General features: G+C 65.4%; 17 protein-coding genes. 14 read left to right on the forward strand and 3 right to left on the reverse strand.

Annotated elements, in window-relative coordinates; all coding sequences use genetic code 11:
- Positions 1-6: 6 nt before the first annotated feature.
- From E2E27_RS10825 to E2E27_RS10845, 5 genes are all read left to right on the forward strand, one after another.
- Complete coding sequence (locus E2E27_RS10825; RefSeq protein WP_234036024.1) at positions 7-2,550, forward strand: penicillin-binding protein 1A; 2,544 nt, start codon at positions 7-9, stop codon at positions 2,548-2,550.
- A gap of 50 nt (positions 2,551-2,600) precedes the next feature.
- Positions 2,601-3,161: a peroxiredoxin gene (locus E2E27_RS10830; RefSeq protein WP_141459070.1), complete on the forward strand. Its 561-nt coding sequence runs from the start codon at positions 2,601-2,603 to the stop codon at positions 3,159-3,161.
- 76 nt (positions 3,162-3,237) lie between these two features.
- Entirely contained in the window at positions 3,238-4,365 is a 1,128-nt protein-coding gene (gene prfB, locus E2E27_RS10835) for a peptide chain release factor 2 (RefSeq protein ID WP_141459072.1), read from the forward strand.
- A 6-nt stretch (positions 4,366-4,371) separates the two neighbouring features.
- Positions 4,372-5,100 (forward strand): class I SAM-dependent methyltransferase, encoded by a 729-nt coding sequence (locus tag E2E27_RS10840; RefSeq protein WP_502705516.1) that lies wholly within the window; start codon positions 4,372-4,374, stop codon positions 5,098-5,100.
- Positions 5,101-5,173: 73 nt separating this feature from the next.
- Positions 5,174-6,613: an NAD(P)H-dependent flavin oxidoreductase gene (locus tag E2E27_RS10845; protein WP_141459074.1), complete on the forward strand. Its 1,440-nt coding sequence runs from the start codon at positions 5,174-5,176 to the stop codon at positions 6,611-6,613.
- 43 nt (positions 6,614-6,656) lie between these two features.
- On the opposite strand, the gene E2E27_RS10850 is transcribed toward E2E27_RS10845, so the two are convergent.
- Complete coding sequence (locus E2E27_RS10850; protein ID WP_141459077.1) at positions 6,657-7,160, reverse strand: YkgJ family cysteine cluster protein; 504 nt, start codon at positions 7,158-7,160, stop codon at positions 6,657-6,659.
- A 42-nt stretch (positions 7,161-7,202) separates the two neighbouring features.
- Positions 7,203-8,210, reverse strand: coding sequence for a 2-hydroxyacid dehydrogenase (locus tag E2E27_RS10855; protein WP_141459079.1), 1,008 nt, complete (start codon positions 8,208-8,210; stop codon positions 7,203-7,205).
- Positions 8,211-8,306: 96 nt separating this feature from the next.
- Here E2E27_RS10855 and E2E27_RS10860 point away from each other — a divergent pair, with 96 nt between their 5' ends.
- Positions 8,307-8,801 (forward strand): SH3 domain-containing protein, encoded by a 495-nt coding sequence (locus E2E27_RS10860; protein WP_141459080.1) that lies wholly within the window; start codon positions 8,307-8,309, stop codon positions 8,799-8,801.
- A 24-nt stretch (positions 8,802-8,825) separates the two neighbouring features.
- Here E2E27_RS10860 and E2E27_RS10865 read toward each other — a convergent pair whose 3' ends face one another.
- A complete protein-coding gene (locus E2E27_RS10865; RefSeq protein WP_141459082.1) occupies positions 8,826-10,022 on the reverse strand; it encodes an acetyl-CoA C-acyltransferase in 1,197 nt (398 codons plus the stop codon).
- Positions 10,023-10,186: 164 nt separating this feature from the next.
- Between E2E27_RS10865 and E2E27_RS10870 the strand changes: the two genes are divergently transcribed.
- From E2E27_RS10870 to nuoE, 8 genes are all read left to right on the forward strand, one after another.
- Positions 10,187-11,617, forward strand: coding sequence for a coniferyl aldehyde dehydrogenase (locus E2E27_RS10870; protein ID WP_181443664.1), 1,431 nt, complete (start codon positions 10,187-10,189; stop codon positions 11,615-11,617).
- Positions 11,614-12,843, forward strand: a complete 1,230-nt coding sequence (locus E2E27_RS10875; RefSeq protein ID WP_141459086.1) for an NHL repeat-containing protein — start codon at positions 11,614-11,616, stop codon at positions 12,841-12,843. The genes E2E27_RS10870 and E2E27_RS10875 overlap by 4 nt, the downstream gene beginning before the upstream one ends.
- A gap of 131 nt (positions 12,844-12,974) precedes the next feature.
- Complete coding sequence (locus E2E27_RS10880; RefSeq protein WP_141461813.1) at positions 12,975-13,349, forward strand: NADH-quinone oxidoreductase subunit A; 375 nt, start codon at positions 12,975-12,977, stop codon at positions 13,347-13,349.
- Positions 13,346-13,924 carry a NuoB/complex I 20 kDa subunit family protein gene (locus E2E27_RS10885; protein ID WP_234036026.1) on the forward strand — a complete coding sequence of 193 codons (579 nt, stop codon included), beginning with the start codon at positions 13,346-13,348 and terminating at the stop codon, positions 13,922-13,924. Before E2E27_RS10880 ends, E2E27_RS10885 begins: the two co-directional genes overlap by 4 nt.
- Positions 13,925-13,930: 6 nt before the next feature.
- Positions 13,931-14,722 (forward strand): NADH-quinone oxidoreductase subunit C, encoded by a 792-nt coding sequence (locus E2E27_RS10890; protein WP_141459088.1) that lies wholly within the window; start codon positions 13,931-13,933, stop codon positions 14,720-14,722.
- On the forward strand, positions 14,719-15,930 hold the full coding sequence (locus tag E2E27_RS10895; protein ID WP_141459090.1) for an NADH-quinone oxidoreductase subunit D: 1,212 nt from the start codon (positions 14,719-14,721) through the stop codon (positions 15,928-15,930). Before E2E27_RS10890 ends, E2E27_RS10895 begins: the two co-directional genes overlap by 4 nt.
- Positions 15,927-16,847: a hypothetical protein gene (locus tag E2E27_RS10900; RefSeq protein ID WP_141459092.1), complete on the forward strand. Its 921-nt coding sequence runs from the start codon at positions 15,927-15,929 to the stop codon at positions 16,845-16,847. Before E2E27_RS10895 ends, E2E27_RS10900 begins: the two co-directional genes overlap by 4 nt.
- Positions 16,847-17,515 carry an NADH-quinone oxidoreductase subunit NuoE gene (nuoE, locus tag E2E27_RS10905; protein WP_141459094.1) on the forward strand — a complete coding sequence of 223 codons (669 nt, stop codon included), beginning with the start codon at positions 16,847-16,849 and terminating at the stop codon, positions 17,513-17,515. Before E2E27_RS10900 ends, nuoE begins: the two co-directional genes overlap by 1 nt.

Consider the following 17,515-nt stretch of genomic DNA (forward strand, 5'->3'; position numbering starts at 1 on the left):
GCGCTGATGACCGAACCGACTGTCTCCCCTGCCGCCGATGTTCCCGATGCGGATGGCGCCGCGCTCTCGCGCTGGGCCTATGTGCGTTACCGCATCAACCGCGACCTTGGCGGCGTGCTGGCATGGTTCGCCGCGCGCTGGCGGCAGAGCCGTCTGTTCAAGCTGGCGGCGATCGCATTCGGGGCATTTCTGGCGATCTGGATCGCGGTCTTCGTGTGGCTCGCCAGCGATCTGCCCGAGGCCGAGGCGCTGCTGACCTACGAGACCCCGCTGCCCACCGTGGTGCGCGGCTACGATGGCGAAATCGTCCACTCCTACGCGCGCGAGCGGCGGGTGCAGTTGCAATATGCCGACTTCCCCGAACTGCTGATCGAGGCCTATCTCTCGGCCGAGGACAAGACCTTCTTCAGCCACGGCGGGATCGACTATTTCGGCACGGCGGGCGCGGTGATCGATTACCTCAACCCGGCGCGCACCAAGCGCGCGGTGGGCGGGTCGACGATCACTCAGCAGGTTGCCAAGAACCTGCTGCTGGGCGACGAATATTCGGTGACGCGCAAGCTCAAGGAAATGATCCTTGCGGGCCGTATCGAAGGCGTGCTGACCAAGCAGGAAATCCTCGAGCTCTACCTCAACGAAATTCCGCTCGGGCGGCGTTCCTTCGGGGTGCAGGCGGCGGCACGGGCCTATTTCGACAAGGATGTCGACCAGCTCGAACTGCACGAGGCCGCCTTCCTCGCGATCCTGCCCAAGGCGCCCGAGCGCTATGGCCGCAAGGGGCAGGAAGCCGCGGCGCTCGAACGGCGCAATTTCGTGCTCGGCCAGATGGAGGAGAACGGCTTCATCACCGGCTCCGAGCGGCGCGCGGCGGCGGCGAAGCCCCTGGGCCTCGTCACCCAGCGGCGCGAGCGTTCCGTCGATGCAGGCTATTTCCTCGAGGAGGTGCGTCGCGAGCTGATCGAGCGCTTCGGCGAGACGGCGGAAAGCGGGCCCAATTCGGTCTACGCGGGCGGTTTGTGGGTGCGCACCAGCCTCGATCCCGCAATGCAGATCGCCGCGCGCGATGCGCTGCGCGAAGGGCTGCTGCGCTATCACGGCGGGCGTGCCTGGGCCGGGCCGATCGCGACGATCGATGTGGGCGAGGGCAATTGGGCGAGCCAGCTGCAATCCTCTCCGCTCGGCATCAATTACAAGGACTGGCGCGTCGGCGTGGTGACGCAGCGCAGTGGCCCGTCGGCGCGGATCGGCTTTGCCGATGGCAAGGAATATCCGCTGAGCGGTCTTCCCAATGCGCTCAAGGCGGGTGACGTGATCGCGGCGAGCCCTTCGGGCAATGGCTGGCAGGTGCGCACCATTCCCGAAGCGCAGGGCGCGCTGGTGGTGGAAGATGCGCAGATGGGCCGGGTGCTGGCGATGCAGGGCGGCTTCGACCACCGCCTGTCTGACTTCAACCGCGCGACGCAGGCGATGCGTCAGCCCGGATCGACCATCAAGCCCTTCGTCTATGCCGCCGGGCTCGACAGCGGCATGACCCCCTCGACCCAGATCGATAACAACCGCTTCTGCTATTATCAGGGCGCCAACCTCGGCGAAAAGTGCATCCGCGGCGGCACCGGCGGGCAGTTTCCGATGCGCTATGGGCTCGAGCAGTCGCAGAACATCATGACCGTCCAGATCGGCATGACGGCGGGGATGCCCAATGTCGTCAAGGAAATCGAGAAAATGGGGATCGGCAAGTTCCCGGCCTATCCCTCGACCGCGCTCGGGGCGGGGGAGACCACGCTGGTGAAGATGGTCGCGGCCTATTCGGCGCTCGCCAACCACGGCAAGCTCAACCCGGCGACCGTAATTGACTATGTGCAGGACCGCCGCGGCAAGGTGCTGTGGCGCGCCGATACCCGCGATTGCCGTGGCTGCAACATGGCCAAGTGGGATGGCAAGCCGATGCCGCGTCTGGGCGTCAAGGGCGCGCAGGCGATGGACGCGCGCACCGCCTTTCAGGTGATGCACATGCTGCGCGGCGCGGTCAGCCGGGGGACGGCGACGGTGCTCAACCCTCTCGGCCTGCCGCTGTTCGGCAAGACCGGCACCACCACCGGCCCCAAGGACGTGTGGTTCATCGGCGGCACGCAGCGCATGGTCGCCGGGGCTTACGTGGGCTTCGACCAGCCCCGCAACATGGGCGGCTATGCCTATGGCGGCACGATCTCCGCGCCGATCATCAAGAGCCTGATCGAAAAGACCAAGTCCAAATGGTCCGATCTGCCGCCGGTCGCGCCGCAGGGCGTGCAGATGGTGCGGGTCGACCGGCGCAGTGGCAAGCGCGTGTTCGATGGCTGGCCGACCGACGATCCCAAATCGGCGATCATCTGGGAGGCTTTCAAGCCCAACACCGAGCCCGATCGCTACACCCGGCAGGACGCCATCGCCGCCAAGCGCAACGAGATCATCGCGCTGATCCGCGCCGGTCGCAAGAATGCCGAAAGCGCGGTGGTGGACGAGCCGATCGACGAGCCGGTCGACTTCATCGACACCGGCGCGACCGACTGATCGCGGCGATGGGCTGGAACCGCAGGCAGGGCTGGCGGGTTGAACGCGGCATGACCCATCGCTTCCTCACCGCTCCGCTCGCCGCGCTCGCCCTAGCCGGGCTGGGCGCTGCCACCCTTTCGCTCACCGCGCCGACGGCGGCGCAGGCCGAATTGCCCAAGGGCACCAAGGCTCCTGCCTTTGCCACCACCGCTGCGCTGGCGGGTTCGGAATTCGGTTTCAACCTGACTTCTGCCCTGGCGAAGGGGCCGGTGGTGCTCTATTTCTATCCCAAGGCCTTCACCTCGGGCTGCACGCTCGAAGCCAATGCCTTCGCCGAGGCGATGCCGCAGTTCAAGGCGGCGGGGGCGAGCGTGATCGGCCTGTCGAACGACGACATCGCCACCCTCAAGCGCTTCAGCCGCGAGGAATGCCGCGATGCCTTCCCGGTGGGTGTGGCAAGCCCGAAGATCATCGCCGCCTATGACGTCGCGATGGGCAATTCAGGCCTTACCACCCGCACGTCCTATGTCATCGCGCAGGACGGAAGGATCGTTGCGGTGCATTCCAACGCGGATTATCGCGGCCATGTCGAAAAGACCCTTGCGGCGGTGCGCGCGCTGAAGAAGTAAGGCGGGGCTGCGCTTTACAAACGCGCCGCCGCCGCTAAGCGGTGCCGACTTTTCTGGCACGACTGAAGGATCGACCATGCGGGCCGAGGCCCAAGCCTATATCAACCGGATCGAAGCGGCGCTGGCGCTGGTGCGCCTGTCGCTCGACTGGGAGCGCGCGCTGCGCCGTCTCGACGAGCTGAATGCGCGGGTGCAGGACCCGAGCCTGTGGGACAATCCCAAACAGGCGCAGGCGATCAGCCGCGAGCAGAAGACGCTGGAGACCGCGGTCAACACGGTGCGCGAGATCGAAGCCGAAATGGCCGACGCGATCGAATTTATCGAGATGGGCGAGGCCGAGGGCGAGGACTCCATCGTCGAAGATGGCCTCGGGACCCTCTCCGCGCTCGCTGACCGCGCCGATGCCGACAAGGTGCAGGCGCTGCTTTCGGGCGAGGCCGACGGCAACGACACCTATCTCGAAATCCACGCCGGCGCGGGCGGCACCGAGAGCCAGGACTGGGCCGAGATGCTGTTCCGCATGTATGGCCGCTGGGCCGAACGGCGCGGCTTCAAGGTCGAGACGGTCGAATATCAGGCGGGCGAACAGGCCGGGATCAAGTCGGCGACGCTGCTGATCAAGGGCGACGGCGCCTATGGCTATGCCAAGACCGAAAGCGGCGTCCACCGGCTTGTCCGCATCAGCCCCTATGACAGCTCAGCCCGGCGCCACACCTCGTTCTCGAGCGTGTGGGTCTATCCGGTGATCGACGATTCCTTCGAGATCGACATCAACCCTGCCGATCTCAAGATCGACACCTACCGCGCGAGCGGCGCGGGCGGGCAGCACGTCAACACGACCGATTCCGCGGTGCGCATCACCCACCAGCCTTCTGGGATCGTGGTGGCGAGCCAGCAGGACCGCAGCCAGCACAAGAACCGCGAAATCGCGATGAATATGCTCAAGGCGCGGCTTTACGAAGCGGAAATGCGCGCGCGCGAGGAAGCGGCGAGTGCCGAGCATTCGGCCAAGAGCGACATTGGCTGGGGGCACCAGATCCGCTCCTACGTGTTGCAGCCCTACCAGATGGTCAAGGACTTGCGCACCGGCGTGGTGTCGACCTCGCCCGACGCGGTGCTCGACGGGGCGATCGACCCCTTCATCTCGGCCGCGCTTGCCCAGCGGGTGACGGGCGAGACGGTCGAGATCGAGGACGTGGAGTAACCGCGGATGCGGGTGCGCGCTCTTGCCTCCGGCTTTGCGCTGATGGCCGCGCTCGCGCTTGCGGGTTGCGACAACGTGGTGCCGATCGTGCCCGGCCCGAACGCGACCGAGGCGGTCTTCCCCAAGCCCGATCGTCCGATCGCCAAGGTCGTCTCCAACCAGTTCTCCAACGAGGACGCGCGTGACGAGCGCAACGAGGCCAAGGTGGTGATGGACCTCGCCAATATCCGCCCCGACATGACGGTGGCGGATATCGGCGCGGGCGAGGGGTATTACACCATTCGCCTTGCGGAGCGCGTCGGCAAGAACGGACGCGTCCTGGCGCAGGATATCGACGGCGAGGCGCTCAAGCGGCTGTTCCAGCGGGTCGAGAAGGAGCGGCTCGAAAACATCTCGATCAAGCCCGGCGTCGCCGACAATCCGCAGCTTCCCGACGACAGTTTCGACCGCATCTTCATGGTGCACATGTACCATGAAGTGAGCGATCCCTACGCCTTTCTCTGGAATATGTGGCCCGCGCTGAATGCCGGCGGGCAGATCATCGTGGTGGAAAGCGACAGCAGGGTCGGCACGCATGGCCTGCCGCACACGCTGTTGTTCTGCGAGTTCGAGGCGGTCGGCTATGTGCTGGCCGAGTATATCGAACGCCCTGACATCAAGGGCTATTTCGCGCGTTTCCAGCGCGGGGCCAAACGCACCGCGCCCGAAGCGATCAAGGTGTGCGACGCCGGGTAGCGAAACGGGTAGAACAGCAAGGCGTCTCAAGCGTTGCGGCGCGCGTATCTCGCATCTATGTGACAAAACCGAAATGCGCGCCACGGGACGGCGCGAAGGGGAGTTTTCATTGTTCAAGGGATTGAGCCCGATCATCTATGGCGGGCGTGAAGTCTGGCCGCTGGTCGAAGGCGGCAAGGGTGTTTCGGCGACCAATCATGCCAGTTCGGGCGCATGGGCGGCTGCGGGCGGTATCGGCACGGTCAGCGCGGTCAATGCCGACAGCTATGACGAGAACGGCAACCCCATCCCGCAGGTCTATCACGGCCGCACCCGCGAGGAGCGCCATCAGGAACTGATCCGCTACGCCATCGACGGCGCGACCACGCAGGTGAAGAAGGCCTACGAGATCGCGGGTGGCAAGGGCGCGATCAACATCAACGTGCTGTGGGAAATGGGCGGGGCGCAGGCCGTGCTCGAAGGCGTGCTGGAGAACACGCGCGGCATGGTCACCGGCGTTACCTGCGGCGCGGGGATGCCCTACAAGCTTGCCGAAATCGCGGCGCGCTTCAACGTCTGCTACCTGCCGATCGTCAGCTCCGGCCGCGCCTTCCGCGCGCTGTGGAAGCGCTCCTACCACAAGGTGCCCGATCTGATGGCGGCGGTGGTCTATGAAGACCCTTGGCTGGCGGGTGGGCACAACGGCCTTTCCAATGCTGAAGATCCCACGAAGCCTGAAGATCCCTATCCGCGGGTGAAGACCCTGCGCGATATGATGCGGATCGAGGGCGTGCCCGATTCCGTTCCCATCGTGATGGCGGGCGGGGTATGGTTCCTGCGCGAGTGGAACGACTGGATCGACAATCCCGAGCTCGGCACGATCGCCTTCCAGTTCGGCACGCGGCCGCTGCTCACGCAGGAAAGCCCGATCCCGCAGATTTGGAAGGACATGCTGCGCACGGTCGAACCGGGCGACGTGCTGCTCCACAAGTTCTCGCCCACCGGCTTCTATTCGAGCGCGGTGAAGACCCCGTTCCTCTACGACCTGATGCACCGCAGCGAGCGCCAGATTCCGTTCTTCAAGCGCGGGGAGGAAGAGGGCACCGTGCAGCTCGGCGAAGACGGCAAGGCGCGCAATTTCTGGGTGAAGCCCGAAGACAAGGCGCGCGCCGAAATGTGGATGCGCGCCGGGCATTCCGAACCGCTCAAGACCCCCGACAACACCATCGTCTTCGTCACACCGGACGCGCGCGACACGATCCGCAAAGACCAGCAGGACTGCATGGGCTGCCTGTCGCACTGCCAGTTTTCGAGCTGGAAGGATCACGACGACTACACCACCGGCCGCCTCGCCGACCCGCGCAGCTTCTGCATCCAGAAGACCCTGCAGGACATCGCCCACGGCGACGATCCCGACAACAACCTCGCCTTCGCGGGCCACGCCGCCTACCGCTTCAAGCAGGACCCGTTCTATTCGAACGGCTACACGCCGAGCGTGGGCGAACTGGTCGAGCGGATCTTGACGGGGGATTGAGGTCTGCGGCGGGGGCGACGGCTACCCGCCGCCACCGAACCGTTCAGCCGCGCGGCATGATCTGGCGTTCGGATGCCTTGCGGAAGTGCTGGTCGAGCACGAGGTCGAGCATCCCCAGCGCGATCATCAGGTGGGGCGGGGCCATCAGCGGCGCAGTGTTTTCCGCGGCCACAGACCGGCGGCGCATCCGGCGCAGGTCGGTGACGGTCATCCCGGGGGGCAATTGCAGGGTGAGCGCCGCCATCATCGCGCGCGCCTCCTCTACGCGTTCCACTGCCTCGGCGAAGGTCATATCTTCGCCCTCCAACGCGCGCAGCAGCTTGCAGCGATAGGCGCGGCAAGTGGCGGGGCGTGTGGCATAAACCGTGCAGCAGGCTCCATCGAGCGCCGGGCAGGGCAAGGCGAAGCCGAATTCGCCCTCGGCCTCCAATACTGCCAGATCATCGGCGCGCGCCTGTTCGACCTCGCCGGCCGCCAGCGGGCCGAAATCGAAGAGCGCGCCGCTGCAACATAGCCCGCATCGGGTGCAGAGATCGGTGTCGGCCATGGCGCGCGAGTATGGCGCGCTTTCGCCGTTCGTCCAGATCGTTCAGATCAGCGCGGTCAGCACCTGATCGGGCGGCCTGTGGCCGTCGGCCCACATGCGGATATTGGCGATCACCTTGTGCCCCGAATCCTCGCGGCCCTCGGCGGTGGCGCTGCCGATATGGGGGAGGGTCATCACGTTGGGATGCGCGATCAGGCGCGGGTCGACGTGGGGTTCGTCGGGGTAAACGTCGAGGCCTGCTCCGGCAAGATGGCCGCTCTCCAGCGCTGCGATCAGCGCCTCCTGATCAATCAACTCGCCGCGCGCGGTGTTCACGATGCTGCTGCCGGGCTTCATCAGCGCGATCCGGCGCGCGTCGATCATGTGGCGGGTTTCCTCGGTGAGCGGGCAGTGCAGCGTGAGGATGTCGGCCTCGGCCATCAGCGCATCGACATCGGCGACGTAACGCGCACCCAGCATTCGTTCGAGCGCCTCGGGCAGCGGCTTGCGGTTGTAATAGGCGATCTCCAGCCCGAAAGCCCGCGCGCGGTGCGCGACCGCCTGCCCGATGCGCCCCATGCCGATGATCCCGAGCACCTTGCCCGCAAGCTTGCGGCCCAGCAGGCCCGAGGGCGCCCAGCCGGTCCACTCGCCCCGGCGCACCAGCGCAGTGCCCTCGCGAATGCGGCGCGGCACGCCGATGATCCCGGCCATGGCGAGGTCGGCGGTGTCGTCGGTGAAGACGCCGGGCGTGTTGGTGACGATGATTTTTCGCGACGCCGCCGCGGCTAGATCGATATGTTCCGTGCCCGCACCGAAGCTGGCGATCAGGCCAAGCCGCTCGCCCGCGCCCGCGATCAGATCGGCGTCGATCCGATCGGTGACGGTGGGCACCAGCACATCGCAATCCTGCATCGCGGCGGCGATCTGTTCGCGGGTCATGGGCACGTCGCTCTCGTTCAGCACCACATCGAACAGCTCGCGCATCCGCGTCTCGACCGCCGGCATCAGGTGGCGGGTGACGATCACGCGGGGCGCGGCGGCAAGGGGGCGGGTGGGGCGCTGGGTCATGGATGCGGGGCTAATGCCACAGGCCTGTGGCGGTCAAGGCAAGGATGCGCACGGGCGGCTTGAATCCCTTGCGAGGAAGGCGCTATCGCTGTGCCCATGCAGGGATTCCGTTTCTTCGCGCTCGTCGGCCTCGCGCTGACGCTCGCCGCCGCCGCCGTGACCGCACCGCTCCGCGCGCAGGACAGGGCCGTGCCCTACTGGGCGAGCCTGCGCTACGAAACCGTCAACATGCGGGTCGGGCCGAGCGGGGAATATCCCGTCGCCTGGGTCTATCAGCGCAAGGGCCTGCCGGTGAAGGTGGTGCGCGTGCGCGAGGGCTGGCGACTGGTCGAGGACCACGAGGGCACGCAGGGCTGGATCGCGGCGAGCCAGCTCGATCCCGAACGCGGCGGCGTTGTCATCGGCAAGGGGCTCGCCGAGATCAAGGCCGAGCCCAACAGCGCTGCAGTGGTCAAGTGGCGGGCCGAACCCGGCGTGGTCGGGGCGGTGAAGTCCTGCCGCGAAGGCTGGTGCGATATCGACATCGCCGGGCGCAAGGGCTGGATCAGCGCCGCGCGCCTGTGGGGATCGGAAGCGCTGCCGGGCGGCTAAGCGCCGCCCGGCGCGCGCGTTTCGTCAGACCAGTTCAACCGCCACAGCGGTCGCTTCCCCGCCGCCGATGCACAGCGAGGCGACGCCGCGCTTCTTGCCCTTGGCCTTGAGCGCAGCGATCAGCGTGACGATGATCCGCGCGCCCGAAGCACCGATGGGATGGCCCAGCGCGGTGCCGCCGCCGTTCACGTTGATCTTCTCGTGAGGAATGCCGAGATCGCGCATCGCGAACATCGCGACGCAGGCAAAGGCTTCGTTGACTTCGAACAGATCGACATCATCGACGCTCCACCCGGCGCGCTCAAGCACCTTCTGGATCGCGGGGATCGGCGCGGTGGTGAACTCGGCAGGCGCCTGCGCATGGGCGGCGGTGGCGATGACGCGGGCGACCGGGGCGAGCCCCTTGGCCTCGGCGACGCTCGCGCGGGTCAGCACCAGCGCGGCGGCACCGTCCGAGATCGAGGAGGAGGTCGCCGCAGTGATCGTGCCGTCCTTGGCGAAGGCGGGCTTCAGTTGCGGGATCTTATCGGGGCGGCCCTTGCCGGGGGCTTCGTCGTGCTCGACCACGACATCGCCCGCGCGGGTGCTAACCGTCACCGGCACGACCTCGTCGGCGAAGGCACCGCTGGCGATGGCGTTATTGGCGCGGGCGAGCGATTCGATGGTGTAGGCATCCATCTCCTCGCGGGTCATCTGGTATGCGTTTGCAGTGTCCTGCGCGAAAGTGCCCATCGCGCGGCCCTGTTCATAGGCGTCTTCCAGCCCGTCGAGGAACATGTGGTCATACGCCGTGTCGTGGCCGAGCCGCGCGCCCGAGCGGTGCTTCTTGAGAAGGTAGGGCGCGTTGGTCATGCTCTCCATCCCGCCCGCGACGACAACGTCGATGGTGCCGCTGGCGAGTGCTTCTGCACCCATGATCACGGCCTGCATCCCCGATCCGCACACCTTGTTGACCGTGGTCGCCTGCACGCTCAGCGGGAGGCCCGCCTTGATCGCCGCCTGCCGCGCGGGAGCCTGGCCGAGACCGGCGGGCAGCACGCAGCCGATATAGGCCCGGTCGATCTCTTCGCCGGACACTCCGGCGCGCTCGACCGCCGCCTTGACCGCGACCGCGCCCAGATCGGTCGCCGAGACATCCGCCAGCGCGCCCTGCATCGCGCCCATCGGGGTGCGGGCGTAGGAGAGGATCACGATCGGATCGGCGGGGGAGAGCTGGGTCATGGGGTCGTCCTTCCTGTGGGATTTTCTTGTTAGGGCACGATCTAATGCTGCATTGCGGCAATGGCAATCGCGTGCGGGGCGAGGCAACATGCTTGTCAGGTGGGCGGCTTTGCGCGACAACGCGTCGCAAATAAAAACCCATCATGTCCGAACGGGAGAACGACATGGCCGACGATCGCCGCCAAGACCTCGAAGCGCTGCTGGCCCGCCAGCGCGCCGCCTTCACCGCCTCGCGGCCCGAACCGCTGAGCCAGCGCAAGGACCGCATTCGCCGCGCGATGGCGCTGCTGAAGGATCACGGCGAGGCGCTGTCCAAGGCGATGAGCGCGGATTTCGGCAACCGTTCGCAGGCGCAATCGATGCTGACCGATATCGGCACCACGGTCGGCGCCGGGGCCCATGCGCTGAAGCACATCGATGCCTGGTCGAAGCCCGACAAGCGCAAGGTGCAGTTCCCGCTTGGGCTGCTCGGTGCCAAGGCCGAGGTGCGTTACGAGCCCAAGGGCGTGATCGGGATTCTTTCACCGTGGAATTTCCCGGTGCAGCTCGCCTTCGGTCCGCTGATGCAGGTGCTTGCGGCGGGCAACCGGGCGATGATCAAGCCAAGCGAATTCACCGAGCGCACCAGCGAGTTGATGGCGGAACTGACCGCGCAATATTTCCAGCCCGAGGAAGTCGCCGTGATCACCGGCGGGCCGGAGGTGGCGGCGGCGTTCTCGTCGCTGCCCTTCGATCACCTCGTCTTCACCGGATCGACCGCCACGGGCCGCCGCGTGATGCAGGCGGCGGCGGAAAATCTCGTGCCGGTGACGCTCGAACTGGGCGGAAAGTCGCCTGTCATCATGGGCCGGAGTGCAGATTTTGCCAAGGCGGGCGAGCGGATCGCGATCGGCAAGATGATGAATGCAGGCCAGATCTGCCTTGCGCCCGATTACCTGATTGTGCCCGAGGACAAGGCGGATGAAGCCGTCGCGGGCGTCACCGGCGCAGCGGCGGCGATGTATCCGCGCCTGCTCGACAATGACGATTACGCCTCGATCGTCTCCGACCGGCACTTCGAGCGGCTGCAAGGTCTGGTCGAAGACGCATGCAACAAGGGCGCCGAGGTGATCGAGGTCAATCCGGCAGGCGAGGACTTCGCCAATGCCAACCAGCGCAAGATGCCGCTGACCGTGCTGCGCGGGGTCAGCGACGAGATGACCGTGATGCAGGAGGAAATCTTCGGCCCCGTCCTGCCGGTGATGACCTACAAGTCGGTCGATCAGGCGGTCGATTACATCAACGAGCACGACCGTCCGCTGGGCCTCTATTATTTTGGCGAAGACAAGAGCGAGCAGGAGCGCGTGCTGACCCGCACCATCTCGGGCGGGGTGACCACCAACGATGTTGTGTTCCACGTGTCGATGGAGGATCTGCCGTTCGGCGGGGTCGGACCTTCGGGCATGGGAAGTTACCACGCGATCGAGGGCTTCCGCGAATTCAGCCACGCCCGCGCCGTTTATCACCAGCCCAAGATCGACATCGCCAAGCTCGGCGGGTTGAAGCCGCCCTATGGCAAGGCGACCGAGGCGGCCGCGGCGCGGATGATGAAGTGAAGGCGCTTGCCGCCGCATTGGCACTCGCCTCGGCAGCGCCGTTGGCCGCGCAGGACTTGCCCGCGTGGCGAGCGGTTGACGCATCGACAGGGCAGATCGAGGATCTTGCCGAACTCGAGCAGCTGGCTCGCGATTTCCCGGACAGTGTCAGTATGCGGACGCGATTGCTCAACGCGCAGCTTTCGGCGCAGCAAGGCGAGGCGGCACTCGTCAGCCTAAGCTGGCTGGCCGAGCGCGGCCATGTCTTCAGCGAGCGCGCGAGGGCGCAGATCGCTAATCTGATTGGCGAGGCGCATGCTGCGCAGGCTCGCGAGCTGCTCCTCCCCGGCGCAAAGGTTGTTACCGCTAGTGAGGTGGCGGCAACGGTTCCCGCCGAGGCCGGGCTGGTGGAAAGTGTCGTCACCCCCGTTCCCGACGAGGTGTTTCTGGTCACCTCGATCACCGAGCAAACGGTCTATCTCCGGTCTCCCGACGGCAGCTGGATGCGTGGCGATATCGCCGGAGCCAATGATCTGTCGGGCATCGCCGCAGATAATGTGCGCAACCTGGGCTGGATCGCATCCGGAAACCTCGATGGTTCGGAAGAACCCGATCAAGGTCAGTCAGGCCTGATCCGGAAGGTTGCCAGCCGGGCGGAAACGGTCATGCTAACCGCACCCGATGGCGTAACGCTGTCCGATCTGGCTGTCGGCCCGGACGGTGCTGTCTATGCCAGTGATCCAATGGGGGGCGGCATCTACACAGTCGCATCCGAAGCGAAGCAGATCACCGAGCTCATCGCCCCCGGCACTTTCCGCTCACCGCAAGGGCTGGCGGTCAGCGACGATGGCAAACGGCTCTATGTCAGCGATTATCGCTATGGTCTGGCGATGGTCGATCTGGTCACGGGGAAAACGGCCCGCCTCGCCAGTGATACGATTGCCGCGCTCGATGGCATCGACGGCTTGTGGCTCCACGGCAATGAGCTGATCGCGGTCCAGAACGGCACCAGCCCGATGCGGATCACCGCCTTTGCCCTGTCGGAAGACGGCTCGCGCATCACCGGTTATCGCCTGCTCGAACAGGCGCACCCGGAATGGACCGAGCCGCTGGGTGGAAGCATTGCCGGGGATGCGCTCTATTATGTCGCGACCGGTCAGTGGGATCGCTACGATAAGGGCGCGTTGCGCGAAGGGATGGCCGCGATCCCCACGGTGATCCGCAAATTACCGCTGGCGCCGCGCTGAAGCCGCACCCGCCCCGCAAGCTCTGTTCGATTCCCTGCAACATCCTTACGGGCTTTTCCCCGAGTCGGAGGCTTGCACCGCGCGGCGGACGGGCTTAGGGCGACCTCGGGATTAATAGCTTGGACATCGCTGTGATCGATCTCAGTCAGTATCTCCCGATACTGTTATTCGTGCTCGTTGCGCTCGGGCTGTCGGTGCTCTTCGTGGTGGCGCCGATGGCGGTGTCGCGCCTGACGGGCGTGCACAATCCCGATGCGGAGAAGCTGTCGGAATATGAATGCGGCTTCCCGGCGTTCGAGGATGCGCGCAGCCAGTTCGACGTGCGCTTCTACCTCGTGGCGATCAGCTTCATCGTCTTCGACCTCGAAGCCGCCTTCCTGTTTCCGTGGGCAGTGAGCCTGGGCGAGACGGGCTGGGTGGGCTGGACGGGGATGATGGTGTTCCTGTTCATCCTCGCGGTGGGCCTTGCCTATGAATGGAAGAAAGGGGCGTTGGACTGGGAATGAATACGATCGTTACTCCTCCCCAAGGATTGCCCGACATCTCGAAGCTCGCGACGGCGCAGGGCGGCGATGTCCGCCAGCCCGATGCCGACTATTTCAAGTCGCTGCAGACCGAGGTCAATGACAAGGGTTTCCTTGTCACCTCGACAGAAGAGCTGTTCCAGTGGGCGCGCACCGGCTCGCTGTGGTGGATGACCTTCGGCCTTGCGTGCTGCGCGGTCGAAATGATCCACGTCAACATGCCGCGCTACGACATGGAGCGCTTCGGCGCCGCGCCGCGCGCCTCCCCGCGCCAGTCGGACGTGATGATCGTGGCGGGCACGCTGTGCAACAAGATGGCCCCGGCGCTGCGCAAGGTCTACGACCAGATGTCCGATCCCAAATATGTGATCAGCATGGGCAGCTGCGCCAATGGCGGCGGTTATTACCACTATTCCTACAGCGTCGTGCGCGGCTGCGACCGGATCGTGCCGGTCGATATCTATGTCCCCGGCTGCCCGCCGACTGCCGAAGCGCTGCTTTACGGCGTGATGCAATTGCAGCGGAAAATCCGCCGCGTGGGCACGATCGAAAGGTAAGGGCGCATGGCCGTTCTGCATTCCGCACCGCGCTTCGCTTCGAACGAAGGCGTGATCGACGCTATCAGCGAGACCATCTCGGTCTGGCTGATCGAGGCGAACGAGGCTCATGGCGAAGTGATCTTCCGGGTCGAGCGTGACGCGGTGGAAAAGGTGCTGCGCATCCTGCGTGACAATCACGCCTATCAGCAGCTGATGGAGATCGCCGGGGCCGACTATCCGAGCCGCCCGGAGCGGTTCGAAGTCGTCTACATGCTCCAGAGCCTCACCAAGAACCACCGCGTGATGGTGAAGTGCTCGGCTTCCGAGGATACGCCTGTCCCGACCGTCACCACGCTGTGGCCCAACGCTGGGTGGCTCGAGCGCGAGGTCTTCGACATGTTCGGCGTGACCTTCGCCGGCAACCCCGATCTGCGCCGCATCCTCACCGATTACGGCTTCGAAGGGCACCCGTTCCGCAAGGACTTCCCGATGACGGGCTACACCGAATTGCGCTATTCCGAGGACGAGAAGCGCGTGGTGTACGAGCCGGTCGAACTGGCGCAGGAAATGCGCAGCTTCGATTTCCTCTCGCCCTGGGAAGGCGCGGATTACGTGCTGCCGGGCGACGAGAAATCGCGCGGCGCGCCCCCCGTGGCTGACCCCAAGACCACCGAAAAGCCCGCCGACACCGGCGCTGGCAAGAAGGCGGACGAAGCGGCGGCCAAGCCGGTCTCCCCCCCGTCGCCCGATCAGAAGGACAGCGGCAAGCCCGCCCCCGATGCCCCCGAGGCCACCTCGAAGGAGGGTGGACGATGAGCATGAATCTCGAGGAATCGCCGACCACCGAAGGCGAGGTCATCACCAATTACACGATCAACTTTGGCCCCCAGCACCCGGCCGCGCACGGCGTGCTGCGCATGGTGATGGAGCTCGACGGCGAGGTGATCGAGCGGATCGACCCGCATGTCGGACTGCTCCACCGCGGCACCGAAAAGCTGATCGAGCAGAAGACCTATCTTCAGGCGCTGCCCTATTTCGACCGGCTCGATTATTGCTCGCCGCTCGCGCAGGAGCATTCTTATGTGCTCGCGATCGAGAAGCTGCTGAACATCGAAGTGCCGATCCGCGCGCAATATCTGCGCGTGCTGTTCGCCGAGCTGACCCGCATCTGCAACCACATGCTCAACATGGGTGCGCACATCCTCGATGTCGGCGCGTTCACCCCGAACCTGTGGATCATGGACCTGCGCGAGGATTGCCTCAACTTCTTCGAGCGGGCGTCGGGCGCGCGGATGCACAGCGCCTATTTCCGCCCGGGCGGCGTCCATCAGGATGTGCCGGAAAAGCTGCTGGTCGATATCGGCGACTGGCTCGACAACCGCTTCTTCCAGCTGTTCGAAGACGCGATGAGCCTCGTGATGGACAACCGCATCTTCAAGCAGCGCAACGTCGATATCGCCGTTGTCAGCCGCGAGGACGCGATTGCCTGGGGCTTTTCCGGCCCGATGATCCGCGCGGCGGGCATTCCGTGGGATCTGCGGAAGAGCCAGCCCTACGATGTCTATGACCGCATGGAGTTCGACATTCCGGTCGGCACCAACTCCGATTGCTACGACCGCTTCATGGTGCGCGTGAAGGAAGTCTACGAGAGCGCCAAGATCATCCGTCAGTGTCTTCGCGACATGCCGCAGGGGCCGATTGCCAGCACAGATGGCAAGGTTTCGCCGCCCAAGCGCGGCGAGATGAAGCAGTCGATGGAAAGCCTGATCCACCACTTCAAGCTCTACACCGAAGGCTTTCACGTGCCTGCGGGCGAGGTCTATGTAGCGACCGAAAGCCCCAAGGGCGAATTCGGCGTCTATCTCGTCAGCGACGGCACCAACAAGCCCTACCGCTGCAAGATCCGCCCCACCGCCTTCTCGCACCTTCAGGCGATGGATTTCATGTCCAAGGGCCACATGCTGCCGGATGCGACCGCTATTCTCGGCGCGATCGACGTGGTGTTCGGGGAGTGTGACCGGTGAGGATGACCGTCCCGGCCATTCTTGCAATCCTCGCGGCTGCTGCTCCGGTGGCGGCCGAGGATCATGTGCCTGTTCCCGCAGGTCCCGAGGTCGAGGGCCTTGTCGCGGCGCTTGAAGCCAAGGATCGGGATGGCGCGATTGGCCGGATCGCGGGCATCTTTGCGCTGATGGACGAAGATCGAATTGTGCGCACGCCTGCTGCCTTCGTCGATCTGGTGATCGGCTGCCCGTCCAAGCAGATTGGCGCAAATATCGGCCGGACCTTCCAGCTCTACACCTATCGCTGGGTTTGCCCGGCGGGCGAATATCAGGCGCAGCTCGGCAAGGACCCAAACAGCTCCTATGTCGAGGTGGTCGATCCGGCTGATGCCGCGCGCCTTGCCAAACGCAGCGCGGCAGGGCCGATGCGGCTGATGATGCCGCCGCCCGTGCAGCCGCTGCGCGCAGACGAAAGCCCTGAAGCGCGCAAGGCCCGGATCGAACAGCGCGCCGCCGCCGAGCTTGTCATGGTCAAGGCGCTGGAGCCGCAGCTGCTGGCGGGCCGCCTAACCGATGCGGCCGCCTTCGTCCCCAAGCCCAACTTCACCACCGGCTACCGCGACGTCGCGCAGAGCACCTTCATCGTCGAACAGGACGGCGACGGGCTGGCTGCTGCCAACGAACAACTCATCTGGCTCACCGCCAACCTCGGCAAGCCGGCCAGCGTCGAATGCAAGCAGACGCGCAGCGACGGCGGGGCCTATGATCCCTTTTTCTTCTACAGCTGCCGGATGAACTCCGAGCAGCCGGGGCACGCCTATGTCGCCTTCGTGTTTTTCCAGGACGGCAAGATCGGCACGATGCAGTTCAATTACATGAACCGCGCCGTGGCCGAAAAAATCCAGAAGTCGCTCCAGTCCAAAGCCGGTGAAAAATAATGGCTGACCGCACCCCCGCTCCCGACACCCCCGAACTGCGCGCCCGCTGGGGCGGCTTTGCGTGGACGCCGGAAAACAAGAAAACCGCCGATTGGCACATCGCCAAGTATCCCGAAGGGCGCCAGCGCTCGGCGGTGATGCCGCTGCTCGATCTCGCCCAGCGGCAGGTCGGCGCGGAGACCGATACGCAAGGGTGGCTGCCGCTGCCGGTGATCGAGTATGTCGCCAAGTATCTCGACATGCCGGTGATCCGCGTGCTTGAGGTAGCCAGCTTCTACTTCATGTACAATCTCAAGCCCGTGGGCAAATTCCACGTGCAGGTGTGCGGCACCACGCCCTGTATGCTGCGCGGCTCGGACGACATCATGACTGCCTGCAAGAAGCGCGGGATGGTGAAGGGCGGGGTCTCGGCGGACGGGTTGTGGACCCTCACTGAAGTCGAATGCATGGGCAATTGCGCCACCGCGCCGATGGTTCAGATCAACGACGACAATTACGAGGACCTGACGCCCGAACGCCTCGACGAGGTGCTCGATGCGCTCGCCGCCGGTCAGCAGCCGAAGACCGGCACGCAGGAGCCGGGGAGGCATACCTCGGAGCCTGCGGGCGGGCCGACCACGCTGACCGACATGGTCTCGAAAAACCACGACTACCGGAGCGCGTGGTAA

This window comes from Porphyrobacter sp. YT40 (assembly GCF_006542605.1).
Classification (GTDB): domain Bacteria; phylum Pseudomonadota; class Alphaproteobacteria; order Sphingomonadales; family Sphingomonadaceae; genus Erythrobacter.